Origin of the sequence: Paenibacillus sp. FSL P4-0081 (assembly GCF_000758565.1) — a bacterium.
Taxonomy (GTDB): Bacteria; Bacillota; Bacilli; order Paenibacillales; family Paenibacillaceae; genus Paenibacillus_AQ; species Paenibacillus_AQ phytohabitans.
This window is the reverse complement of record NZ_CP009280.1, coordinates 6,989,387-7,014,546: the sequence shown is the minus strand read 5'-3', so window position 1 is coordinate 7,014,546 and position 25,160 is coordinate 6,989,387. Positions and strand designations below refer to the sequence as shown.

Below are 25,160 nucleotides of genomic sequence, written 5' to 3'. Positions count from 1 at the left end.
TATGACATTTGCACTGAGATCGGGGTTCATGGCGGTGCTGGGTATCGTGTTGGTTTCTTCGGTAGCGGGTGGTTCCCTTCCCGTGCCGGCCCAGGCCGAGGAGGGGAGCAATCCCCCTTTTGAGACGGAAGTGATTGTACGGACCGTGAACCAGTTCAAGAACATGGCGGATGTCCAGAATTTCATCAGTCTGTCCACCAGCTACGGGGTCGATGTCATCAGCATGAACGTGAAGCAGGATGAAGATGATGAGGTTCCGTCCGGCAGTGTATTTTATCAGAGTGATATCGCGCCCATTGCCCAGGGCTACCAGAATTTCGATGCTCTGCAGGCTGTCATTACGGCAGCTCATGCCGCAGGAATCAAGGTTCATGCCTGGATTCCCCAGTTCCATGACCAGCAGGCCTTCCTGGCTCACGATGAATGGCAGATGCAGGCGCTGGTGGACGGGGTTCAGACTCCGTTTACAGGCTCTAACGGCAACGAATATTTCATCAATCCAATTCATCATGAAGTGCAGCAGTATGAGCGTTCCATCATTCAGGAAGTGATTGAGAATTATGATGTGGACGGCGTTGTGCTGGACTGGATCCGCTTCGACAATTACAACATGGACGTCAGTGATTATACGGTTGCGAAGTATCAGGCGGAGTTCGGGTATTCGCCGCTCAGCATTGACTTTGATACGGATTCGCCGCAGCGTCAGCAGTGGAACGAATGGAGAACCGAACAAATTGGGCAGTATGTAGGCGATATCCGTGAGGATATCTCTGAATCCTCGAATTCGGATGTGCAGCTTGGTGTGTATATTTTGCCGCCGGAATTTACAGAGGTGGGACAGAATGTAGCCAAGTTCAAGGACAAGATCGACTTTGTCGCGCCGATGGCGTACTTCGATGACTGGGAGTTCAACAGTGATTGGGTATACAGCACTTCCTACGGCATCCTGAAGGATACGAGCGACCGGATCAGCGGCAGTGCTGCGGACATCGTAGCCACCTTGGATAATGACTGGACCGATGATCAATATCAGGAGGTCTACAAAGGCATCCGCGAGAATTATCCGGACGTGAAGCGCCTGTCGTTCTTTGCCTACGGGGCCTGGCCGGAAGATGAGCTGGCGAACATCCATGAACGTGAGACCTGGCCGACGCCAGGCTGGACGGCTCCGGTAGAGCAAGATTATCCGGCCCAGCTGCCCGCTGTGTGGAAGGCGCGGAATATCGGTTCCATGCCGGGGAACGCCACCTACAATGCTTCCAATAAGCAATTTACACTCAGCAGCAGCTCGACGGATATTTGGGGGAATGCAGATCAGCTGAATTATATATACCAGCCCGTGAGCGGCAATGCGGAGATTGTTGTTAAGGTGCAGTCCACCAGCTGGCTGGACAGCTGGGCCAAGGCCGGCATTATGATCCGGGAGTCCATGGGCCATAATTCCAGGCACGCGGATATGATGCTTACCCCCGGGAATGGGGCGACCTTCCAGTATCGTGCTGAAACCGCAGGCGATATGACCGACCATACTGCGGCCGGCTCGGCTCCGAAATGGCTGAAGCTGACCAGAACCGGAAATACGTTCAAAGGGTCGATTTCGGCAAACGGGAGCAACTGGCAGACAGTCGGAACGGTTCAGATCCCCATGAAACGCAAGGTGTATATCGGCATAGCCCTCAGCAATCCGGGGAATGATTCGCGGGGCAAGGCCGTGTTTGGAAATGTGAAGGTTACGGATTAAGCCTAAGAGCCGGGAAATGAAGTTTACTTTGATAGGCAGGCTGAAGGAGGCGTGAATATGACTATGCCGCTACGGGAACGGCAGTATTACTTCCGGGACTACTACGATCAGGGTGAGGAGCTGGTGCTGGAAGGGCAGCGGCTGAGAATCGGGTTGACTTCAAAGTTCTCCATGATCCAGAAGTGGGAGTGGCCGCTTGCTGCGGATGGCCTGATTGTAATTATTGAACCGCCGCAAGAAGGAGAGACACCCGCACCGGGCAATGCCACGCTGGAGCTTGAATTTGAGGGATCGCTTAAGGCGGATGGCTACCGGCTGGACATCCGTAAGGACGGAAAAATTACAATTGCAGCCTCCAATAAGAGAGGACTAAGGTATGGGATGGATGCTCTGCACCGGCTGCTGAGCATAGATGAAGGCAAGTGCCGGTTGCCTGTCGCTACAATTCACGATGAGCCTTCTTTTCCAGTCCGCGGCATTATTGAAGGTTTCTATGGCACGCCGTGGAGCTTTGATGACCGGATAGATGCTGTGCGCTATATGGCGGCTCACCGCATGAACGCCTTCATGCATGCTCCCAAGGATGATCCCTATCACCGTGAGCTGTGGCGTGAGCCTTATCCTGAGGCTATGTTTGCCCAGATTCGTGAGCTCAAGCAGGAATGTGATGCCCAGCTGGTGGACTTCTATTATTGCATTAGTCCGGGAAATGATCTGCAGTTTCGCAGTGAAGATGATTTTGCCAGTCTGGAAGCAAAGCTGAGAGCGATGATCGCCATCGGTGTCCGGCATTTCGCCCTGCTCATGGACGACATCGACTACGCATTGTCAGGGGAGAACCTCCATTACCTGGAGCGCTCCGGACTGGCGCACGCCTATGTGGCAAACCGTGTCTATGACTATTTAAGCCGTCAATTGCAGAAGGTTACTCTGGTGATGTGCCCCTCAGAATACTGGTCTAACTGGGATACCGAATATAAGCGGGATATCCGCGAGAAGCTGCATACGGACATCAACATATTCTGGACCGGCTCTTCCGTCTTTGCCCGGCAAGTCGGAAGCAGGGATGCACGGAATAATTACAGCTATTACGGACATGAGCTGTGGCTGTGGGATAACATTCCCGTCAATGATGCCGACTACGACCGGTTGTTTCTGGACCCGGTTCGCGGACGTTATTCGCAGCTTGGTCAGACCGGGCATCAGGCAGTGGTAGCGAATCCGATGGTTCAATGGGAATGCTCCAAGATTACACTGAACACAATGGCCCACTATATGTGGAACAGTGAGCGTTATATGCCGGAGCTTTCCTGGGAGCTGTCGGTCCGGGAATTCGCCGGAGAGCTGGCAGAGGATATGATGTTCTTCTGCAGCCAGAATCTAAATAGCCAGCTCTATAGCGGCGGGTATGAGGAACTGAAAGAGGCCTTGCAGAGCAAAGATATCCCGAGGCTTGATTTGTATTTCGACCGCCTGGAGAGCGTCTCCTACCGGTTACTTGAAATGGAGAATTCCAAGTTTAAGGAAGAGGCAGGGCCCTGGCTGCAAAGAGCCCTGGCGGATGTAGAGCTGTGGAGAGCCTTGCGGCAGAAGGTTGCCGGGACGCCTCTGCCCGGAGCCGGTGAAGAATTGCGCAAGCGGGCCGAAGCCTGTCAGGCCTTTGAGGTCCGGCTGGGGAGTGATCCAGCCTGGAGAGCCGCCGAAGCCTGGGGACTTGCTGCCAGGGATGGAAAGAACGGATACCGGCTGACGTTGGAAGCGGAGGCTGGAATATAATCGGCAGAGTGCAATATCGGCAGAGCACAGCGCCAGGCAGTAAAGTAATAAGCCAAGCGTAAACAGTTCTCCTGACTCATCATGCTTGGTGAAGGTGGAATTATAGCGCCCGCGCTTCAGACGACATGTTTAAGCCTTCCCTTACCCTTCGGGTGGGGGAGGTTTTTTGGTATTTGAATTTTTGCAAGGTGTAAAGTGAATGAAATCACAATCTATTTTTGCCGGAGTGGTAAATTAAAGCTATCAAGTTAATCCGGGAGGAACTGTTATGACCAGATATGAACAACAAAGAAATTTTCTGAAATCCAATTTTCATGAATTCAAACATATTAAAACAGACAAGATCAAAGGAATTGCCCAGCCGCCAATTGTTAAGCCGTTTGATCCGGAATCACTAATTATTGATCTGCCGAAGGTTAGCAGAGACGTAGTGAGTAAAGAGGATTTTTTTGATTGTATCGGGCAAAGAAGAAGTACACGCTTCTATTCTGCCGACACTTTGAGTCTGGAGGAGTTATCCTATTTATTATGGGCGACCCAAGGGATCACCGGCATGAGCAAGAACGGGCTTACGCTGCGGACCGTGCCCTGCAGTGGGGCGACACACACCTTTGAAACCTATTTAATGATTATGCGGGTAGAGGGCATTCCGCAAGGGATCTACAGATACCTCCCGGTGGAGCATAAGCTCCTATTTATGTTTGAATTAGATCAGCTGGAACAGAAGATTGATGCGATCACTTTGGATCAGCCCTTTGTCCCTAACTTTGCCCGCAAAGCTTCTGTGCTGTTTGCCTGGAGTACCACACCCTACCGCTCCGAATGGAAATATGATATTTCCGCCCACAAAAAAATCCTCATCGATGTAGGACATGTCTGCCAGAACCTGTATTTAGCCAGCGAATCCATTGGTGCAGGTGCCTGCGCCATTGGCATCTATGATCAGAAGCTGATTGATGAGGTTTTAGAGTTAGACGGCGATGAGGAGTTTGTTATCTATCTTGGCGCAGTGGGGAAGAAACGGGAATAGCTGCCTTGGCGAATTGAAAGTATAGCTTCCGTCTTCTGAGGCGACGCGTTTAAACCTTCCTTTACCCTTTGGGTGAGGGAAGGTTTTTTCACACCCTACCGGCAGTAATGTTGTACATATTGCAACTCTGAGCCCTAGATATCAAGGTATTTCATAGGGATTGTTGTATAAAATGCAGGCCTGTTGATTCCCCATATTATGGTATGGATATAATTCCCAAAACAACCTTGTTCCTGAGCAGACTAAGTTGAACCTGCCACTCCAGCGGAAGACTAAATATACGCCAATGCTGCATAAATTCCCAAAGGGTCAGTTGAGCAAAGGCAGGCACGTTGGGGTGGATTTCATCATAAACACGTCTCAAAAGTACATAGACCGCAAGGGCCACAAACAATTGGCTGTATACTGCATTTTCAGTGGTTCCAAATAGACATGGCACGTTCAGATGCTGTTTAATCCAGCGGAAAAAGACTTCAATTTCCCAGCGTGCCTTATAGATTTCAGCGATCACATAAGCAGACTCTTTTCTCAAATCGGTCACGACCCGTACGACTTCCCCCCGGTCATTCTCAAATTCTACGACCCGGTGGCGCTTAGCGGATTGGCACTTCCCTTGACCGATATAACAAGTAATATCACGAACAATGTTCGTTTCTCCCTCTGCGGGTCGCTGGAGGTTTCTCGGCTTCACCAAATGGAGATTGTCTTTGAGTCGAATCACAAACGACTGGCCCTGGAGCACATATTGATCCAATCTGCTGATTTTTCCGTACGCCCGATCCTGTACCAAAATGTAGTCCGTATCTGCCAAGACTTCTCCAAACGGAGCGTCATTGCGCTTCGCGATCGATTCCTCCACGTTCACGGGTGAACGCTGACCCTGCGAAAGAGCAACATGCAGCTTAATGCCCCCTCTGAATTTTTTGTACGAGGCCCAAGGCATTCGGGAGTTCGCCGCCGTGACCGTAGTCGAGTCAATCAGCAGAAGATCTTTAGGCAGATTCAGATGCCGCCGGGTTTGACGGTTACATTTCGTGACGAGCATTTGAAAGATACGTTTGAAGATTTCGTAAGGGACTTCACCGGCCTTGCCGGAAAGGGTGGAGTAATGAATCTCAGGCAAGTCAAAGTTTGGGCCTAAGCGGGCACTTTGCCGGAAGCCGTCCCATTTGTGGTAGCAGGCTTGGACAAAGTAATCGAGTAGCAACCCGACGGTCATTTTGGTTCCTCTATCCACGTAGTCCTTGGTTTGTCCGGTCACCATTTCGACTTCATCCGATGTTAACACTTGTTTGAAAACAGCTAAGAATGGGGTATATTTATTCATGAGGTCGCCTCATTTCGGTTTGGTTTGGTCGTACTTACCATTACCCGAAATGGCGGCCTTTTTTGTCCCTTTTTTTGGGAAATCAACACGCCTATATAAAATGCAAGAATTATCCGGTTAAGCCGCTTGGAGGAAGAGAAATCCTGCCTTTTGTACAACATTTTTGAATTTTGACCGAGATGAGTGGGAAAATGTTGTATTTTGTACAGGATTCTCAAAAGTAAGTGAGAGGGAGGTTTGTGGGCCCGTATCTATTCTCAATAATATATTGAAGATAGTCTGCTGCGCTCTGATTGATTGCTTCATCACCCGCCTGAAAGGAGGCTCCGAAGACGGCGAAATAGGGTAATGCGATCGCACCCACATGTCCTGCGCTGGCTTTAAAGGGTGCAATAACCTCATCTACAGTAAAAGAAACGGAACCGGCAGGCAGGTAATTTTCCTGCTTATCCCCAATGGACATAGCTATCCCCAGCTTCTTTCCTCTCAGCTTATTCCCGTTTGAACCATACGCCCAGCCGTGGGTGAAGACGTCATCCAGCCACTTTTTCAGTAAAGGCGGGTAACTATACCAATATAAAGGAAATTGAAAAATAATATGGCTGTGTGCTTCGAGTAAACTTTGCTCTTTCGGAACATCAATGCTCCAGTCCGGATATTCCTTGTAAAGCTCATGGATCGTAACTTCCTCTGGATGCTGCAGCAGCTCCTGTTTCCATCTTTTATTTACTCTTGAATTCTCAATATGAGGGTGTGCTAGGATCACAAGGGTTTTCATATTTAATCACCTTTCTGGCGGATATTGGTTTTGTGCAGCTGTTTATATTATTTTGGATGCCTGTAAAAATGTAAATACACACAATAAAGTAACATGGTTACCTCAAAGTGTGCATTGGACTCCGGATCGTTATATGGCATGATAGAAATCATAAGATAAGATAGGCTAAATTAATTAGGGTGTGATGAGGTGGAAGGTATGAAAGAATATCATTTAGGCATAGAAGCAACGCTTGAAATTCTCGGAGGAAAGTGGAAAGCGTTAATCATATGTAATCTAATGTCGGGTAAGAAACGGACAAGTGAATTACAGCGCAGTATCCCGGGCATCTCGCAAAAGGTTCTGATCCAGCAGCTCCGCGAACTTGAAAGGGACGGAATGATCGGCAGACAGGTCTATAATCAAATGCCGCCCAAAGTTGAATATTATATAACGGAATATGGAACTACAGCCAATGGAATTATTGACGTAATGTGTTCATGGGGCAGAGCCAACATTGCAATCAGACAGCAGCAGGGTGAAGATGTGGTGTTGCTGGAAAATATTCCGGACGATGAGTAAACCTGCGTTGCCTCACTATATAAAATGCCCGCCATTGACAATGGTTTGATATCAAACTATAATCCCTGTATGGAAACTAGAGATGTGATTTCGCTGATCTCCAAGATCAGGGAGAAGGTTAACCGGTTCATTGTTGCAGAGATGGTGAAGCAGGGGCTGGAAGGTATCGGCACTTCGCACGGGGACATTATTTATGCGCTGCTGCAGAAGCCCAGACTTACAATGGCAGAGATCTCCGCCAAAATTAATAAAGACAAATCGACCGTCACGGCACTGGTTGATAAGCTGGTCCGGCTTGGCATGGTGACGAAGGAAAGGGAGAAGGAGGACACCAGGTTTGTATACGTTGCTCTGACGGGGAAGGGGAGGGAGCTGGAAACGGTTTTTGAGGCGATATCTGCAGACATGCTGGAGCAGTTTTACCTCAATGTCACCGAACAGGAGAAGGAAGCGCTGCTGGGCATTCTAATTAAAATCAATAACAACTTCTAAAAAAATATATTATATAGTTTGATATCAAACTAAAGTTCAAAGGAGGAAATACTTGTGAGAGATTACACGACAGAATTGCCGCCGCACACAGAGAAATACATCGGAGAGAACGATCTGTATCTGCAGATATTTGCAGGAAGGAACCTCCCGGAGGATGCTGACCGCAGGCCTCCTTTACTGTTCGTGCATGGTGCCTTTACCGGAAGCTGGATGTGGAGCAAATACATTCCCCATTTTATCCGTGAAGGATGGACCTGTTATGTCATGAATCTGAGAAGCCATTACAGAAGCCGGGTGCTGGATATGACGGAGATAACCTTCGGGGACTATCTGGAGGATATAAGCGAGGTTATCGCTGAATGCGGGGCTCCGCCTATTGTGATCGGGTTCAGCATGGGCGGGATTCTAAGCCAAAAGCTGGCGGAAACGGCAGATCCGGCCGGGCTCGTGCTGATCGATTCAAGTATTTGTAAGGAAGTTCATGACCAGGTGCCTTACCGGGACATCGTCCGGACACAACCTGGCCTCGTAGTGCCTGCCCCGGTTCGTGAGGAGCTGACGGGCATAGATGAATCGGCAGAGGATATAGCTTTTCAAAGAAAGTACCTGACTATGGAGTCTGCCAAGGCGTTTAGCGCTTTTTCTTATCATTACGGTGCGGACGGAATCCCGGTGGACAGCCGGTCCATTAAGTGCCCTTGTCTGGTTATCCATGCTGTTAACTGTGCGGAGGACGACCGCCGGGGCAAAGTGAACGCAGAGCATTTCCATGCAGACTACAAAGGCCTGTGGGACACCACGCATACCGGTCTGCTCGTAGGGCAGCGGTATCTGGAAGCAGCGGAGACTGTTCTGGAGTGGCTGAGAAGAGAATTTTAACCAAAATAAGCATAAAGATCCGAGGTGACAAAATCTCGAATCTTTATGCTTTCTATTTGTTTGTTTATTGCTTGCAGTGGGCTATGAAATTCTCCAGCCACTCTATCGTTACCGTCTCACGCAGAATTGCGCCATCCAGCACAAGATAATCACCGAAATTATCGCTGTCGAGTGGGGGGATGCTGTCATACCGCTCTTTATTCCTGCTTAAATGCTTCAGTCTCTCCTGATGCTGATGCAGCTGATGCTCCAATAGATGAATCCGGGTGGCTATATCCAGATTATTGGAGAAGTACATTCTCAGCCGGAATACATCTTTAGGCGTAGGCTCAAGCGGCTCTTCTTTTTTCAGCCATTGCAAAAAAGCTTTCTTGCCCTGCTCCGTAATCGAATACAGTTTTTTCTCCAGTATTTCTCCGCTAATTTGGATCTCGAATACAATAAGTCCCTCATCCAGCAGCTTCTTTAATTCCGGATAGATCTGACTGTGCTTGGCATTCCAGAACTCACCTAAATCCTTGCCGAATTCCTTACCTATATCATAGCCAGTCATTGGCTCTTTGTTTAATAACCCCAAAATAGCGTATTTCAAAGTTCTCATAAGCTTCGCTTCCTATACATATTCGTCGTTTTCTACTTCGTTAGTATAGCATATTTAGCCAGTCGACAATAACATTTGTTACATATGTGAATAAACGTGTTTTATTAAACATATAAATATATACATGTTTGTATTGATATAAATAAGAGCCTGTGCTAATATGAAATCGGATTAGATGTGAATAAATTCACAATACGATTGATGAAGGAGAAGAAGATTGCAGTGGAACTTACAAAGAAGAGATGGATTATTCTGATTGCGAGCTGCTTTATTAACCTGTGTATTGGCTCAATCTACGCCTGGAGTGTGTTTGCTGCCCCGATGGCAGCGTATTTGAGCGGGCTGACAGGACTCAGCTTAACGCCGGGGGATTTGGCTATCGCTTTTACGATTACCAATTCAGTCGGTCCAATTACGATGATTTCAGGCGGATGGATTAATGACAGATTCGGGCCTAAGCGGGTAATTCTGGTAGGTGGCCTGTTATTCGGGGGCGGGATGATATTGTCCGGGTTTGCAACCTCGGTTAGCTTCCTGGTTCTTACGTACGGCATCGTACTTGGCCTTGGAACTGGCATGGTCTACGGCTGCACTATCAGTAACTCCATCAAGTTCTTCCCTGACAAACGGGGATTGGTTGGCGGAGTAACCACTGCTGCCTATGGATTAAGCTCGGTCATCATCCCTCCAATTGCCAATGGCTTGATTAGCTCGTCTGGAGTGAAATCAGCATTCTTAATCATCGGCAGCGCATTTCTTCTTATCATCTGCTCCGCTTCTTTCTTCATTGAGAAATGTCCGTCTGATTTCGTTCCGGCAGGCTGGACACCCAAGGTGCCGGGTACTGGCCGTTCTCTAAAAGGCGACAAAGACTGGAAAGGCATGCTGGCAAGTCCGCTATTCTACGTAATGATCCTGTTATTAATCAGCGGTGCTTTTGCCGGACTAATGTGTACCTCACAAGCTTCACCTATCGCTCAAAAAATGGTTGGCCTGTCTGCGGCGGCGGCAACGACTGTGGTTTCTGTACTGGCTCTGTTCAACACGGGCGGACGCATCCTGGCGGGCTATATTTCTGACAAAATCGGCCGGATCAACACGCTTACCTTTGCTTCACTCTTATCTGTAGTGGGGCTCACCCTGCTGTATATTTCAGGAGCTAATAGTGTGGCGACCTTCTATATCGGTATTTCTGTGATCGGCTTAAGCTTTGGCTCCCTGATGGGCGTATTCCCCGGATTTACTGCAGATCAGTTCGGTGCCAAGAATAATAGTGTGAATTATGGAATTATGTTTATCGGCTTTGCATTAGCGGGCTATTTTGGCCCGTCCATTATGAAGAATGTGTACAGTGCAGACGGCAGCTATCAGAGAGCCTTTGTGATTGCGGCCATCTTTGGCATCACCGGAATTATCCTGACCTTTGTCTATAAGTGGGCTGTCAAATATCAGGCGAGAACTGCTGCTAAGCCTCAGGAAGCTAGTATATAAAGAACAGAAGCAATGTATAGAGAGAAGGAGAATGAAATCATGATTAGAAAATATCCGAACCTGTCTAAACCCATCACAATTGGTAATGTAACCTTCAGAAATAGAATGTTTGGCTCTCCTATGGGCGGAACCGATATTACAGCAGACTGTACGATTGGACCCAAATCCACAGCGTTCTATGAATTAAGAGCTAAAGGCGGCGCTGCCTCAGTTACAGTCAGTGAAGTTGTTGTACATCCCGAAACCGAAGCCTCCCATATGTACCATCTGGACCTGGGAACTGTAGATTCTCTTGCCAGCTTTACTTATACTGCAGATGCCATCCGCCGTCACGGAGCTATTGCGAGTGTGGAGCTATCCCATTCCGGACAGTACGCCGGTACATATCTGACGGACAAGAATAAGAAGCAGGAATTGGCCCAGTGGGGGCCCAGCCCCGGAGTACGCCCAGACGGCAGGGAAGTGAAGGAGCTTACACAAGCACTAATTGATGACATCGTAGCAGCCTATGGCAGATGTGCCGGACTGGCTAAGAGAGCCGGTTATGAGATGATTATGGTCCATGGCGGACATGGCTGGCTGATCAATCAGTTCTTTTCTCCGTACTTCAACCGTAGAACCGACAAGTATGGCGGAACTTTGGAGAACCGGGTACGGTTTGCCCAGGAGGTTCTTGACAGTGTCCGCAACGCTGTAGGCCCTGGCTTCCCTATCGAGTTCAGAATAAGCGGTTCGGAGTTGTTTGAAGGCGGATATGACCTTACTGAAGGTATTGAAATTGCCAAGCTTGTCGAATCTAGAGTCGACCTGCTGCATGTATCTGCGGGCACGTATCAGACCGGCTTCGGAATCACCCATCCGTCGATGTTCTTGCCGCATGGCAGTAATGTGTATCTGGCTGCAGAGATCAAGAAGCATGTAAGTGTCCCCGTTGCTACGGTCGGCGGTTTAAATGACCCGGCTCAGATGGAAGAGATCATTGCCAGCGGTCAGGCGGATGTGGTTGAGATGGCCCGCGCACTGCTGGCTGATCCAGAGCTGCCCCGGAAGGTCATGAGCAACCGTGACGAGGACATTATTAAATGTCTGAGATGCTTCACCTGTATGGCGGAGCGTGCGGAGACCTCTACAAGACGCTGTACGGTGAACCCGTTAATCGGCCGTGAAATGGACGGGACAGAAATTTATCCTTCGGCTAATCCGCGTAAGGTTCTGGTAGCGGGTGCTGGCCCAGGCGGGCTGTATGCGGCGATGACTGCTGCCAAACGCGGACATCAGGTCATTTTATGTGAGAAGTCGGATGATGTGGGCGGTATTCTGCGGGGAGAGCAGGCGCTGCCCTTCAAATATGAGATGTATGAGCTGGGAGTTACTCTCGGGAAATTAGCCAAAGACGCAGGCGTCGAGATTCGTCTAAATACACCTGTGACCCAAGCGTATGTTGATAATGAAAATGTGGATGCGTTAATTATAGCTGTCGGTTCCGCAGCCATTGTTCCGCCAATCCCGGGACTTGATGGTGATAATGTAGTTGTAGTTAATGACTACTATCTGGAGAAAGATAAGATTACCGATAGTGTGGTTGTACTGGGAGGCGGCCTTGCGGGCAGTGAAGCAGCGATTCACCTTGCCCAGGAAGGCAAAACGGTACATTTGGTCGAGATGAGAACTGAGCTGGCACCGGATGCCAATATCAGACATCGCCCGATTATGCTGAAGGAGATCGACAAGCTGAATATTAAGGTTCATCTGGGGTATAAAGGGTTATGTGTTACGCCGGAGGGCGTAGTTTGCCTGAATCCAAGCGGGGAAGAGCAGCTGATTCCGGGAACCTCCGTAATATGTGCACTTGGACAACGGGCAAGAAGAGATATCGTAGAGGAGTTAATTGATTGTGCTCCTTATGTGGCTCAGATCGGGGACTGTGTAAAAGCGTCAACGATCACTACTGCAATTTATCAGGGATATCATGCAGCGCTTGATATTTAGTTTGACACATATCCCCCCAGGGGGATAATAGGTGTAGATGTTTATATAGGATATGGGGAATTCCATAGGCAACAAAGCAAAGAACTGCGGTCATTTGGGCGATCCTCGCGGCTGCACTATATGCAATCCGCACGCCGGTATCCAAAGAGCTATATCAAAGGGTTCGGTTCAGGGTTAGGCGCACGAAATAAATAAAAGGCCGCATGAACCGGATGATCCGGTTCCTTGCGGCCTTGTTTGAGTGTGGATTTTTAAGTATCAAATATTGTTCAATCTATATACATCCGGTTAGATTAATGGAATTTGACAGTCTTGATCCGTGATTCCTGTTCGTAAGTAAGCGGGCTTGGCGTTTGCGGTGTGTGCAAATGGCGCTCTACGCTGTATTCCATTTTCCGGTAGTCTTCTTCTCCCGAAGCCATCCCAGGCTGCCACATTCCGGTTACCCAATTCTTCAGTTCCTTAATTCCTGCCAGCATTGCATTCATCCTCCTTGGCGATGAAATCCGATGGAAAATAGGGTTTCGATCACTTTTGTTTACGCTTTCATTATAACACGGATCAGTCGAAAATCAAAGGTGTGTCCGTGTGAAATAGACAATAAAAGAGTACAAAGTGTGAATTGGAGAGGCTTTGTACTTTGTGAAAGGAGTTATGTCCTTGTGGGAGAGACAATAGGGGATGAGGAATGGTAAAAGAAAAAGCGACTGCCGGATATGGCGGTCGCTTGCAGCAAACTCCTGTAGGGAAAGCTTATTTGATACGTTTCAATGCGGCTTCCTGATCAATAGAACGTCTGGCCAGTATGTCCAGTGTAGCATCATGTAAGGTCAATGTTTTGTCTATCCGCTCAAGAGTGTCCCGGGTTACACTGACTTCAGCATTGACTTCGGATACAGCCTGCTGGATCAGCGGGATCAGCTTCGTATCTTCTTTGATGCTGTCAATATCAGCCTTCAATATGCTCAGCTCGGACTTCATTCCCTGTAATTCCGTAAGAATCTGCTGCAAAATCGGATCACTCATCGTCACAGCTCCTCGAATATTATTTACATTAGAAGCGGGCTCTTGTAATTATGTTTAACTATTATAGCATAAGCCGGATGGACAGGCTGTGGAAAAAGAGCAAAATAGCTGAAGCGAGGCATTCCTGCTGGAGCACAGAAATTCTCTAATTATGAGTGTTTTTTACACTAATAATTGGGATATTTACCAATCAAAAAAGATGCTATATTGATTTTGGTAAGCGGTTGCATAAAATCATGAAGCTGATTTTATGCATCAGCCGATCACAACAAACCGGGAGGAATAAACGATCCATGCCAAAAAAGAAATCGTTTCTGTCATTCATCTTCACCACGGTCTTGCTGCTCGCTATGGTCACACCGATGGTCTCTGCTGCAACGGAAGAACAGGCGCCGCAGGAGCAGGCAGCCGTAGCTGCCGCTGCATCCACAGGTCTTCAATCCTACGTAGATGCCATGCAGCCGGGATGGAATCTGGGCAATTCACTGGATGCGACCGGAGCCGATGAGACTTCCTGGGGCAACCCGGCTGTCACACAGGCTCTAATCAAGAAAATTGCTGCCCAAGGCTATAAGAGCATCCGGATTCCCGTGACCTGGGATGTACATACAGGAGCGGCTGCCCCGTATACAGTGGATGCAGCCTATCTGTCCCGTGTCCAGCAGGTTGTTGATTGGGCAGTAGCGGAAAATCTGTATGTCATGATCAACGTTCATCATGATTCCTGGCTGTGGATCAGCAGAATGGAGCAGCAGCATGATCTGGTACTGGCCCGCTATAAGGCGGTCTGGACACAGATTGCGAACCGCTTCAAGGGATATTCCAGCAAGCTGATGTTCGAGAGCGTCAATGAGCCGCGTTTCACCGATGGCGGAACGACGGATGAAGCGAAGGCTATTCAGATGCTAGATGAGCTGAATGTGGCTTTCCATGGCATCGTCAGAGCCTCCGGCGGAAATAATGCGACCCGTCCGCTGGTGCTGTCCACGCTGGAAGCTTCACCGACGCAGACCCGGATGGATGCACTGTACCAGACCATCAGCAGGCTGAACGACTCCAATCTGATCGCGACCGTACACTATTACGGGTTCTGGCCGTTCAGTGTCAATATTGCCGGTTATACCAGGTTCGAGACCGATACCCAGAACGATATCGTGACTACCTTTAATAATGTCTATAACACCTTTACCGCCAGAGGCATTCCCGTTATTGTGGGCGAGTATGGGCTGCTTGGTTTTGACAAGAATACAGATGTGATCGAGCAGGGGGAGAAGTTGAAATTTTTTGAATATCTGGCTTATTATCTGAAGTCCAAGCAAATTACACCGATGCTGTGGGACAATGGCCAGCATTTCGGCCGTACATCCTTCCAGTGGTCCGATCCGCAGCTCTACAATATGATGAAGGCCAGCTGGACCGGCCGCTCGTCCACTGCTGAAAGCGATCTCATTCATTTGAAAAAGGGTGCCGCAGCCAAGGATGTGACGGTTAAGCTGAATCTGAACGGCAATACGCTCTCTTCAATTCTATACGGCAGCCAGCAGCTGGTGCAGGGAACGGATTATACCCTAAGCGGTGACCAGCTGACGTTCAAAGCAGCGAAGCTCACCAGCCTGACATCTTCCGGTAAGCTTGGTGTCAATGCGGTATTGACGGCCCGCTTCAATAAGGCCGCGGATTGGATTTTAAATGTAATTCTCTATAATACGCCTAAGTTGAGCAATGTTCAGGGAACGGTCAGTGCTTTTAAAATACCCGCTGTGTTTAATGGCGATACTCTGGCTACCATGGAAGCCGTTTATGCTTCAGGAGGGAATGCCGGCCCGCAAAACTGGACGTCTTATAAAGAATTTGCTTATACGTTTACGCCTTCCTATACCACGGGTGAAATCAGTCTGCTGCCGGCGTTCTTCAATGAAGTGAACAATGGTGACGTAATCCTGAAGTTCCATTTCTGGAGCGGCGAAGTCGTGAATTACAAAATCACCAAGAGCGGAACGAGCGTTACCGGTACGGCAATGTAATTGTAATTTGAGCAGAGCATGTCCAAGAGCCTTCTTTTATCCTGCGTGATGAAAGAGGGTTTTTTATTGCGGTATGCCAAATAAACGGAATCCTGGCGGAGTCACGTATGCTTGCCCGCCTGTGATCACACATCAATAATTATTTCAATTTATAAATATACAAAATAGGGCAATGGGTGTAAAATTGCATTAACTAGGTCTTCCCGGCGAGCAGAATAGGAATCGGTATCCATAGAAACGAGTGCCGTGCTTTGAAGGGCGGCATGAACGTTTCTACTTCTATGCCCATATGTGAATAAATGCGCATGGACCTCTGGCCTGAGGGGGCTATGCCGCACTACACCACAGGATGATCCTGTTCCCGGAAGCAGAAGCGAAGCAACAGCAAGCAGATGAAGAGAAAAGAGACGGAGGAATTAAGATTCATGGAGAGAAAAAACTGGAAGCACCTTATGAAAATAGCAATGTTGACTGCTGCGGTTGGTCTGGTAGCGGCTGGCTGCGGAAATTCGAATAATGCCAATGCAGGCAATGCCAATACTGCAAGTACCGGAAATGCTGCGGAAGCTCCCGCCGAGGCGGTTACAATATCGCTGGGTCTGCTGCCTTCTATTGATGCGATTCCGTTTATTATTGCGCATGAGCAAGGCTTTGATAAACAGCATAATGTAAACCTCGATATCCAGACCTTCAAGAGCGCCAAGGACCGTGATGTAGCTTTTCAAGCCGGCAAAGTAGATGGTCTCAGCGCAGATCTTGTAGCGATTTCCATCTATAATGAAGCGGGACTGGATGTCAAAATTACCAGTACTACCACGGGTGAATTTGATCTGCTGACCGGAAATGCTGAAGTCAAAGAGGTGAAGGATCTGAAGGGCAAAACTGTCATTCTGTCCAAGAATACCTCAACCCAATATACCGTGGCGATGATGCTGAAGCAGGCCGGTCTGACTGAAGACGATATTACAGTGACCGAAGTGCCGCAGATTCCAACCCGTCTGGAGCTGCTCAAGAATAATAAAGCCGATGCAGCCGTCCTTCCGGAGCCGTTCGTGACCATGGGCAAAACTGCTGGCCTGCGTGTCCTCAGCTCGACCCATAGTGCGGGAATCAATCCGTTCGTGCTGGCTTTCCCGCAGAGTGCGATTGATGCCAAGGGACAAGGTATCCGTGATATGTACGCCGCTTATGATGAAGCTGTAGATTATATGAAAACGCATGACCAGTCGGAATATATCGATCTGATTATCAAGGAAGTGGGTTATCCGGACACGCTGAAGAATGAGATTAAGGTGCCGGAATATCTCCCTGCTTACCAGGTGGATGTGAAGGAAGTAGAAGCGGCCTTCGCCTGGGCGCGTGAAAAAGGACTGCTCACCAAAAATATATCGGCTGAAGAAGTGATCTCCGATGTCCAGTTTAAAGAATAGCGGACTCCGCATTAACAACCTTCATGTAGCCTACGAAAAGGGACAGCTGGCACTCAGAGAGATGAATCTGACCCTGCCGGAGCATGGAATATACACAGTAATCGGTCCTTCCGGCAGCGGCAAATCCACGCTGCTGCGGGCGATTGCCGGCCTGCTGCCGGGGTATGAGGGGGAACTGCTCTTCAACGGCAGATCCGTCCATGAGAAGGAGACGCTGATTGGCCTGGTGCCGCAGAATTATGGCCTGCTGCCCTGGAAGACAGTCCGTGACAATATCAGGATTGCCATGAAGATTGCCCGCCCCGGCAGCGGGAGCACAAACAGGCAAGAGCAGGACGGGCAAATCCTGCATTGGCTGGAGTCCATGGGCATAGCCGGGCTGGCCGGCCGGTTTCCGCTCTCGCTCAGCGGAGGACAGCAGCAGCGGGTGGCTATTGCCCGTGCATTCGCCATTCTGCCGACTATTCTGCTGCTGGACGAGCCGTTCTCGGCGCTGGATGCCATTACGCGGGAAGGGCTGCAGCAGATTTTTATCGACAACTGGCAGGCGCATCCGGCAACCACGCTGTTCGTCACCCATGATATAGAAGAAGCGATTCTCCTGGGACAGAAGATTATCGTGATGCTGCCCGGGCAACAGGAGCCGCCGGAGATTCTCGATAACTCCGCTGTGTTTGCCATGAAGCATGTGGACAAGCGGGAGAGCGATGAGTATTTCGAGCAAAGTAAGAGAATCAGAAAGGTAATGATGGAGAAATGGTGAAAAAACGGCATCTCCCTCACCTGCTGCGGCTGCTGTTCGTTTTTGCGGGCATGAATGTAATCTGGTATATAGCCTATCTGCTGATGAATCATTCCATTCTGCCAAGTCCGGGTGCAGTCTATGAAGCTATGTTTCATCTGGGTGCGCGTGATGTGGCGCTGAACGTCGGCTACAGCCTGCTCCGGATCTTCGAGGGTGTGCTGCTGGCGCTGCTGCTCGGACTGATGGTAGGCCTGCTGATGGGCCGCTCTCCACTCTGGAACAGGCTGCTGGATCCGGTAGTGTATCTGACCTATCCGATTCCCAAGATTGCGCTATTGCCTGTAGTGATGCTGTTCTTCGGCCTCGGAGAGACCTCCAAAGTGCTGATGATCATGCTGATCCTGCTGTTCCAGGTAATCATATCCGTACGTGATGGTGTGAAGGCGATCCCTGAGAGTACATATGATGTTCTGACGAGCATCGGCGCCAGCTCCATGCAGAAGTTCTGGAATGTGACGCTCCCCGGCGCATTGTCGGTCATTCTCAGCACCATTCGTATCTCCCTTGGAACGGCAATATCGGTGCTGTTCTTCACCGAAATTTACGGTACGGAGCATGGCATGGGCTTCTTCATTATGGATGCCTGGCTGCGGCTGGATTATCCGGAGATGTATGCGGGAATTATGCTGTTCAGTCTGGTAGGCTTTGTCCTTTTCCTGCTGGTGGATCTGCTGGATTACCGGTTTATGAAGTGGCGGCGGTAGTCTGTACACGGGTATTGTCCGCATAAGGACGGTGCCCGTTTCTTTTGAAATATAAGAATTTATATGTTTCACACGATAACTTATCCTTCTATTTCTCGCTGAAACAACACCGTCCCTTAAAAGGACGGCAAAGCCGTTTCTACTTGTTTGAGAATGCTGTAATTTCCTGTCGCAAATATAACATGGTAAATATATCTAAATATAATTATAATTAGAATATTCATGTTACTTATTTGAGGAGGATGAAATGTTTTGAACAGTAAACGCAATCAATTTATTCAGCAAACCGCCCGGACAGCCCTGATTACTTCGGTAGCGCTTGCATTACTGCTGCCTGGCGGGCTGGCTGCTGCGGATTCCAGCTACACTTCGGTAAGGGTGCCTCTCTCCACAGCAGCTGCCGGACAGGCCGCCAATTCCGCAGCCCCGGACCCGGCCAAGGCCAAAATCACACAGGAGCAGGCCATTGCCAAGCTAAGAGAGCTGTTTCCCGTTCTGAAGGAAGCGACGGTATCCAATGTACGGCTTGGCACGGATTCTTACCCTCCTTCCGGGAACCAGATGGTGTGGAATGTCCAGTGGCAGTACCAGCTGGGCAGCTCAGGTTACGGGTTCTCCAGTTTGGTCGATGCGATGACAGGTGATCTGGTGAATACGTATATTTCTTATCCTATGTTGAGGGAGAATGCCTTTTACCCTCCGGAATTCTCCCGGGAGGAGGCGCTGGCGAAAGCCCGCAGCTTCATTGCCGCGGCCGCACCATCCCTGGCAGCCAAGGACCTTGTACTGGATGATAACGACCCGACTTATATGGGCAGGGACGCGCTCTTTGGTATGTTTGAATATAGATTTCCGTTCAGAATCTTGAGAAACGGGCTTCCCTCGGCAGCGGATATGCTGAACATCTCCGTCGATGGAAACGGGAATATCGTTCAATTCAGCAAACCGGCTACAGACGGAGTGTATCCGTCAGCGAAGCCGGCGGTCTCCCCGGAATCAGCTAGCAAGCAATTTGCCGGGAACTTTAAGGTTGGCCTCTATTATATCCCTATATATAAAGATGGCGCGGCAGTGCGCTGGATTTTGGGCTGGCGCCCTGAGAGTGAATCCCTTTCCCTTGTAGATGCCCAGACTGGCAAAAGCATAGATAATGAAGGCGAAGCAATTACGGCGGCTGTCACTTATGAGGCGGTTCCAGAGCGGAAGAATACTTTCCAGCCTGCAAGCGCCGCCGGGCTGACCGCAGCTGCAGCGGCGAAGCTGGTACAGCAGGTCGCTGCGATTCCTGCAGAACGCAAGCTTTCAGGCCAGAACTCTGGCGTGAATTCCCAGAATGATAAGCAAAAGCTCTGGAGATTATCCTGGGAAGCAAGTCGCACGGCTGCTAATATGGCAATGCCGGAGCGTACGTACGCTGAAGTAGACTCCAGCACCGGAGAAATCATTCAATTCCAGCTGGAGCAGTATGGAGGCCAGGCATTGAAGGAACAGCCTGCACCTGCAGGCGGAACCAAACTGACGCAGGCACAAGCTAAGGAGAGGGCGATAGAACTTATCAACCGTCTGTATCCTAAGGCCAGCGGAAGTCTTAAGCTGGCTGAGCATGGAGGGAAGTGGAGTATCCTTGAGGACGGGAAGGGGTACCGTTACCAGTTCTTGCGCTATTATCAGGGTATTCCGGTTAGTGACAGTAATATAGTCATGACTATGGATGTTTACGGCAGACTGCAAAGCTACATGAATACAGGCAACACCGGTTATGAAGCGCTCAAAGATAAGCCTGTTCCGGCAGTTTCCGGGGCGGAAGCACTTCAGAGCTATCTCGGCCGATATGATCTGAAGCTGCAGTACAGCAGTATAGGCGGATATAATATAGACAATAAGTATGTTGAACCGGTAGTTAAGCTGGTATATGCTCCGACTCCGGCAGATTCTCAGGATACCTATAAGGTACTGGATGCGCAAACTAAGGAATGGGTCACGACCTACGAGAGCCCGTTGCAGTCACGGAGTGGAGCGGGGGCAGTTGATCTTAAGGGGCATGCAGCAGAGCAGGCACTGACCGAGCTGCTGAAATACGGCGTGCTGAGCGTAGATGCGGATAAGAAGGTGAATCCGGACCAGGAGATAACGGCCGGAGACTGGTTCACCCTGATTGCCAGATCCTCAACACCGTATTATGCAGGGTATTCGAATGGTTCTGAACCTAAAGCCGTGGCTGGAGTGAGTCCGGACAGCCCTTATTATGAAGCCGTCAGCTATGCGGCAGAGCGTGAATGGATCAGCAGAGGGGCTGCGCTGCAGCCTGAGAGTAAGTTAAGCCGCGAACAGCTTGCTGTTCTGCTGGCCTCCTTCCTGAAGTACGATAAGCTTTCGGCTTTTCTGGGTAATGATTCTGTCATAACCGGCTTCAGTGACAATGCGGCAATTCAGGATAAAGGGGCAGTAGCACTGGCTGTTAAGCTGGGATTGCTGCAGGGAGAGAACGGGAAGTTCAATCCACAGCAGATTGTAACCAAAGCGCAGGCAGCTAATGTGATCATGAAGCTCGTAGAGCTGCAGGGCAGAACCGATCAGGTGATCGGCCAATAGAGAATGGAGCACAGCAAAGCCCGTTTCCGCCACTATGGCGGGAACGGGCTTTTTGACGTCGCATTATGAAGTGGAGAAGCTTATTTGCCGAGCTGTTTGTCGACTTCCTTGACGGGATTCTCGCCGACATTGTCTTCGGTCTTGATGCTGCTCATGAACCAGCCTGTAGCCGCAATAATAATCAGAACCACGTAGAAGGTCAGTTTCCACCAGGTGCTATGCGCGAAGTCTTCAGACAATACACCCAGCGAAGGATGTGCAAGAGTGATGACGGCAAGCTTAATCCCTACCCAGCCGACAATGAAGAAGGCGGCAATTTCGAGACCTGGACGTGTGTGGAGCAATTTGACGAAGAAAGAAGCGGCAAACCGCATAATAACCAGGCCGATGAATCCGCCCGCAAAGATTACCAGGAACTGTCCGCCGTCAAGTCCGCCAATGTGGCCGATTCCGCTTGGCGGAAGAGCAACGGCGAGGGCAACAGCTGCGAGGATGGAGTCTACTGCAAAGGCGATATCTGCAATCTCAACCTTAAGTACGGTGAACCAGAAGCTGGATTTCTTCTTGTTGACAGCCCCGGAAGTGCCGCTTTCAGCTGCTTCATCCGTGACCGGTTTCTTGAACAGCAATTTCCGGAAGATATGATTCCCCGCGATAAATAACAGATAAATTGCGCCGATAGCTTGTACCTGCCAGATGTCGACCAGATAAGAGATGACGAAAAGTGATCCAAACCGGAACACAAACGCTCCTGCCAATCCGTAAAAGAGCGCCTTCTTACGTTCCTCATCAGGAAGATGTTTAACCATGATTGCCAATACAAGTGCGTTGTCTGCGGCAAGCAGCCCTTCCAGTGCGACCAGAACGAGCAATACCCATCCGTATTCTAATAATAATCCCCAATCCATTGCTGTTTCCTCCTCATGTGGCTCTGGATACTTTTCGTAAAAAATACCCTTATTACCATTATTGTAACCAAAACTATATAAAAAAGACCTTTACCAAACAGATTAGCCTTTGGAATAAAGGTAACCTGATTGGTAAAGGTCTCGCTAACAATGATAAATTGCCGATAAAACCGGAGAATATCCTCATATTCTCGTATTGACGATTTTATCTAACAGCTACTCCCCTTTACGGGATATATGAAATTTTAGGATTTACGTATCTGACTAAAAGTATCATATATGAGTTGAGAGGCGTTGTCAATGTTTATGAGAATAAATATCATCAGGAAATGATTGTTTTGAAAACGGAAACATGGCATATACGAGTCATATAACTTGACATACCATATGTCGAAACTGCAAACATAAGGAAATTAAGGGCAAATCAAGCTTTAAGCTAATTGACGATGCCCTGTTATGAAAATATGATGAGACTAATTAAAGCAGCAAGCAAGGTTTGTGTTAATTAACATAACATTAAACCGAGCTGGCAGCCAGTTGACTGTCGCATATGGGAATGTCAGGGAAGCTTAGCTTACAAAACTTGAGTGATGCTTCCGAAGCGAGTTTTACTGCGAAGTGGTTTCAAGGAGTGGATACTCCGTAAATCTAAGCGAATGCTTCCGAAGCGAGTTTTGTACGAAGATTGTACAAGGAAGCTTAGCTTACAAATCTTTTAGGAGGTGGGAAATGATGCAGCCGTCATGTATATCAAGTGAAGCGGAGGAGGAGATTAGCCGCCACCCTTGCTACAGCGAGGAGGCCCACCGGTTTTATGCCCGGATGCACATCCCGGTTGCTCCCGCCTGTAACATCCAGTGCAATTACTGCAACCGCAAGTTCGACTGTGTAAATGAAAGCAGGCCGGGTGTGGTCAGTGAAGTGCTTACTCCGGAGCAGGCAGAACGCAAGGTGAGGGGCGTTGCCGCCCAGCTGATGCAGCTCTCGGTTGTGGGTGTAGCCGGACCCGGAGATCCTCTGGCGAATCCGGAGCAGACATTTGATACCTTTGCCCGGGTCAAGAAGTATGTGCCAGACGTGTCCCTTTGCCTCAGTACCAACGGACTTACGCTGTACCGGCATGTGGATGAGATTATCGAGCTTGGCATCCGGCATGTCACCATCACCATCAATGCCATTGATCCTGATGTCGGCCAGGCGATTTATCCCTGGGTATTCGATGAAGGGGTCCGGTACGAAGGAAGGGAAGCAGCTGAGCTGCTGATCAGCCGCCAATTGCTGGGGCTTGAGATGCTGGCGAAGCTGGGGATTCTGGTCAAAGTGAATTCGATTATGATTCCGGGGGTCAACGATCATCATCTGCCCGCCGTGTCCCAAAGAGTAAAAGAACTCGGGGCCACGCTGCATAATGTAACACCGCTGATTATCGCGCCGGGCAGCCAATACGAAGCGGATGGACGCAAAGCGCCCCGTCCGAAGGAATTGCTTAACCTGCAGGAGCTGCTAGGCCGTGACGGGATGAAGGTCATGCGCCATTGCCGCCAATGCCGGGCGGATGCGATCGGGCTGCTTGGCCAGGACCGCAATCAGGATTTCCCGCTTGAAGCGATGGAAGCTGAACCGGTCATTAATGAAGAAGCCAGGGCAATGTTCCAGAGTGAGTTGGATACCAAAATCCGCGAGCGCGTTAAAGCCAAGCAGGCCAGACGCATTCAGGCAGGCGGGCCGAAGACCAGAGTCGCAGTTGCCACTAGAGGCGGCGATAAGGTGAATCAGCATTTCGGTCATGCCACTGAGTTTCTGATTTACGACACTGACGGCGCAGATGTACAACTCCTGGGTGTCCGCAAAATACAAGCATACTGTCATGGCAAAGCAGACTGTAACGGCGACAAAGCCGCCACGCTGCAAGAAATCATCTCCATTCTAAGTGATTGCCGCATTCTTCTCTGCTCCGGTATCGGCGATGCTCCAAGAGCCAGCCTGAACAAGATCGGAGTCCTGCCCCTCGTCCGCAAAGGCGGAATTCAGGAAGCCATTCTCGAAAGCGTCAAGTACAGCTCTTATTTTGAAAATATAAACATTTCGAAGGGATGATGAACAATGAGACAAATAGCTTTCTACGGTAAAGGCGGTATCGGTAAATCGACAACTTCACAAAACACCCTGGCTCAGCTGGCTACAAAATTCGGACAAAGAATAATGATCGTAGGCTGTGACCCTAAGGCAGACTCTACCCGTCTGATCCTGAACACGAAAGCCCAGAACTCGGTGCTTGAACTGGCGGCTGAGCTTGGCTCGGTAGAGGATCTTGAGCTTGAAGATGTATTGCAGACAGGTTTCGGTGACATTATCAACGTAGAATGCGGCGGCCCTGAACCTGGAGTAGGATGCGCAGGACGCGGGATCATCACCGCCATTAACTTCCTGGAACAGGAAGGTGCCTATCAGGATCTGGACTTCGTATCCTATGACGTGCTTGGTGACGTTGTATGCGGCGGTTTCGCAATGCCAATCCGCGAAGGCAAGGCGCAAGAGATCTACATTGTCTGTTCCGGTGAGATGATGGCGATGTACGCAGCGAACAATATCGCCCGCGGTATCCTGAAGTATGCTACCAGCGGCGGTGTAAGACTGGGCGGCCTGATCTGCAACAGCCGTAACACGGACCGTGAAGATGAGCTGATTATGGAGCTGGCCCGCCGTCTGAACACACAGATGATTCACTTTGTGCCGCGCGATAACATCGTTCAGCATGCCGAGCTGCGCAGAATGACCGTTGCCCAATATAACCCTACCCATCAGCAGGCGAAAGAATATGAAACGCTGGCTGAGAAAATCCTCAATAACAAAATGCTGACCATCCCTACTCCGATTTCCATGGAAGAGCTGGAAGAGCTGCTGATGGAATTCGGCATCATCGAAGATGAAGAAGCTGCGATCAAGAAGCTGCAGGCTTCCGGTCAATAAGACTCTAAGCCGTAATCTACAGAGTGATCCGGTGAA

At 49.4% G+C, this 25,160-nt stretch carries 21 protein-coding genes; 15 read left to right on the top strand and 6 right to left on the bottom strand.

All coding sequences use genetic code 11. The features are described from left to right. Position 1 precedes the first annotated feature (1 nt). From P40081_RS29765 to P40081_RS29755, 3 genes are all read left to right on the top strand, one after another. Positions 2-1,741 carry a family 10 glycosylhydrolase gene (locus P40081_RS29765; protein ID WP_042139728.1) on the top strand — a complete coding sequence of 580 codons (1,740 nt, stop codon included), beginning with the start codon at positions 2-4 and terminating at the stop codon, positions 1,739-1,741. A gap of 57 nt (positions 1,742-1,798) precedes the next feature. Next, positions 1,799-3,517, top strand: coding sequence for a protein O-GlcNAcase (locus tag P40081_RS29760; protein WP_042139727.1), 1,719 nt, complete (start codon positions 1,799-1,801; stop codon positions 3,515-3,517). Between the two features lie 268 nt (positions 3,518-3,785). Then, complete coding sequence (locus tag P40081_RS29755) at positions 3,786-4,547, top strand: SagB/ThcOx family dehydrogenase (protein ID WP_042139726.1); 762 nt, start codon at positions 3,786-3,788, stop codon at positions 4,545-4,547. A 196-nt stretch (positions 4,548-4,743) separates the two neighbouring features. Here the strand turns inward: P40081_RS29755 and P40081_RS29750 are convergent, their stop codons facing one another. Beyond that, positions 4,744-5,874, bottom strand: coding sequence for an IS4 family transposase (locus P40081_RS29750; RefSeq protein WP_042135621.1), 1,131 nt, complete (start codon positions 5,872-5,874; stop codon positions 4,744-4,746). A 214-nt stretch (positions 5,875-6,088) separates the two neighbouring features. After that, positions 6,089-6,652: an NAD(P)H-dependent oxidoreductase gene (locus P40081_RS29745; protein ID WP_042139725.1), complete on the bottom strand. Its 564-nt coding sequence runs from the start codon at positions 6,650-6,652 to the stop codon at positions 6,089-6,091. 198 nt (positions 6,653-6,850) lie between these two features. Between P40081_RS29745 and P40081_RS29740 the strand changes: the two genes are divergently transcribed. From P40081_RS29740 to P40081_RS29730, 3 genes are all read left to right on the top strand, one after another. After that, positions 6,851-7,213: a winged helix-turn-helix transcriptional regulator gene (locus P40081_RS29740; RefSeq protein WP_042139724.1), complete on the top strand. Its 363-nt coding sequence runs from the start codon at positions 6,851-6,853 to the stop codon at positions 7,211-7,213. Between the two features lie 84 nt (positions 7,214-7,297). Then, on the top strand, positions 7,298-7,705 hold the full coding sequence (locus P40081_RS29735) for a MarR family winged helix-turn-helix transcriptional regulator (RefSeq protein ID WP_231575217.1): 408 nt from the start codon (positions 7,298-7,300) through the stop codon (positions 7,703-7,705). Between the two features lie 54 nt (positions 7,706-7,759). Beyond that, positions 7,760-8,584 (top strand): alpha/beta hydrolase, encoded by an 825-nt coding sequence (locus P40081_RS29730; RefSeq protein ID WP_042139723.1) that lies wholly within the window; start codon positions 7,760-7,762, stop codon positions 8,582-8,584. A gap of 64 nt (positions 8,585-8,648) precedes the next feature. Here the strand turns inward: P40081_RS29730 and P40081_RS29725 are convergent, their stop codons facing one another. Continuing rightward, the gene (locus P40081_RS29725) at positions 8,649-9,185 is read right to left on the bottom strand and encodes a PadR family transcriptional regulator (protein ID WP_039297747.1); all 537 of its coding nucleotides are present in this window, start codon (positions 9,183-9,185) and stop codon (positions 8,649-8,651) included. 222 nt (positions 9,186-9,407) lie between these two features. Between P40081_RS29725 and P40081_RS29720 the strand changes: the two genes are divergently transcribed. Continuing rightward, the gene (locus P40081_RS29720; RefSeq protein WP_042139722.1) at positions 9,408-10,676 is read left to right on the top strand and encodes an L-lactate MFS transporter; all 1,269 of its coding nucleotides are present in this window, start codon (positions 9,408-9,410) and stop codon (positions 10,674-10,676) included. A 39-nt stretch (positions 10,677-10,715) separates the two neighbouring features. Further along, positions 10,716-12,665 (top strand): NAD(P)/FAD-dependent oxidoreductase, encoded by a 1,950-nt coding sequence (locus tag P40081_RS29715; RefSeq protein ID WP_042139721.1) that lies wholly within the window; start codon positions 10,716-10,718, stop codon positions 12,663-12,665. 293 nt (positions 12,666-12,958) lie between these two features. Here P40081_RS29715 and P40081_RS29710 read toward each other — a convergent pair whose 3' ends face one another. Both P40081_RS29710 and P40081_RS29705 read right to left on the bottom strand, forming a co-directional pair. Beyond that, complete coding sequence (locus P40081_RS29710) at positions 12,959-13,144, bottom strand: hypothetical protein (RefSeq protein ID WP_039297739.1); 186 nt, start codon at positions 13,142-13,144, stop codon at positions 12,959-12,961. A gap of 274 nt (positions 13,145-13,418) precedes the next feature. Further along, positions 13,419-13,691, bottom strand: a complete 273-nt coding sequence (locus P40081_RS29705) for a hypothetical protein (RefSeq protein ID WP_042139720.1) — start codon at positions 13,689-13,691, stop codon at positions 13,419-13,421. A 293-nt stretch (positions 13,692-13,984) separates the two neighbouring features. Here P40081_RS29705 and P40081_RS29700 point away from each other — a divergent pair, with 293 nt between their 5' ends. The 5 genes from P40081_RS29700 (at position 13,985) to P40081_RS29680 (ending at position 21,246) form a co-directional block, all read left to right on the top strand. Then, positions 13,985-15,715, top strand: coding sequence for a cellulase family glycosylhydrolase (locus P40081_RS29700; protein ID WP_042139719.1), 1,731 nt, complete (start codon positions 13,985-13,987; stop codon positions 15,713-15,715). 452 nt (positions 15,716-16,167) lie between these two features. Further along, positions 16,168-17,145, top strand: a complete 978-nt coding sequence (locus tag P40081_RS29695) for an ABC transporter substrate-binding protein (protein WP_231575216.1) — start codon at positions 16,168-16,170, stop codon at positions 17,143-17,145. After that, positions 17,126-17,908 (top strand): ABC transporter ATP-binding protein, encoded by a 783-nt coding sequence (locus P40081_RS29690; RefSeq protein ID WP_042139717.1) that lies wholly within the window; start codon positions 17,126-17,128, stop codon positions 17,906-17,908. The genes P40081_RS29695 and P40081_RS29690 overlap by 20 nt, the downstream gene beginning before the upstream one ends. Beyond that, positions 17,902-18,654, top strand: a complete 753-nt coding sequence (locus P40081_RS29685; RefSeq protein ID WP_042139715.1) for an ABC transporter permease — start codon at positions 17,902-17,904, stop codon at positions 18,652-18,654. Before P40081_RS29690 ends, P40081_RS29685 begins: the two co-directional genes overlap by 7 nt. A 252-nt stretch (positions 18,655-18,906) precedes the next feature. Next, entirely contained in the window at positions 18,907-21,246 is a 2,340-nt protein-coding gene (locus tag P40081_RS29680) for an S-layer homology domain-containing protein (protein ID WP_042139714.1), read from the top strand. Positions 21,247-21,326: 80 nt separating this feature from the next. Here the strand turns inward: P40081_RS29680 and P40081_RS29675 are convergent, their stop codons facing one another. Continuing rightward, positions 21,327-22,154, bottom strand: a complete 828-nt coding sequence (locus tag P40081_RS29675; protein WP_042139713.1) for a TerC family protein — start codon at positions 22,152-22,154, stop codon at positions 21,327-21,329. 729 nt (positions 22,155-22,883) lie between these two features. Between P40081_RS29675 and nifB the strand changes: the two genes are divergently transcribed. Both nifB and nifH read left to right on the top strand, forming a co-directional pair. Next, on the top strand, positions 22,884-24,251 hold the full coding sequence (gene nifB, locus P40081_RS29670) for a nitrogenase cofactor biosynthesis protein NifB (protein ID WP_042139712.1): 1,368 nt from the start codon (positions 22,884-22,886) through the stop codon (positions 24,249-24,251). 6 nt (positions 24,252-24,257) lie between these two features. Continuing rightward, complete coding sequence (gene nifH, locus P40081_RS29665; protein ID WP_039297719.1) at positions 24,258-25,124, top strand: nitrogenase iron protein; 867 nt, start codon at positions 24,258-24,260, stop codon at positions 25,122-25,124. Positions 25,125-25,160 lie beyond the last annotated feature (36 nt).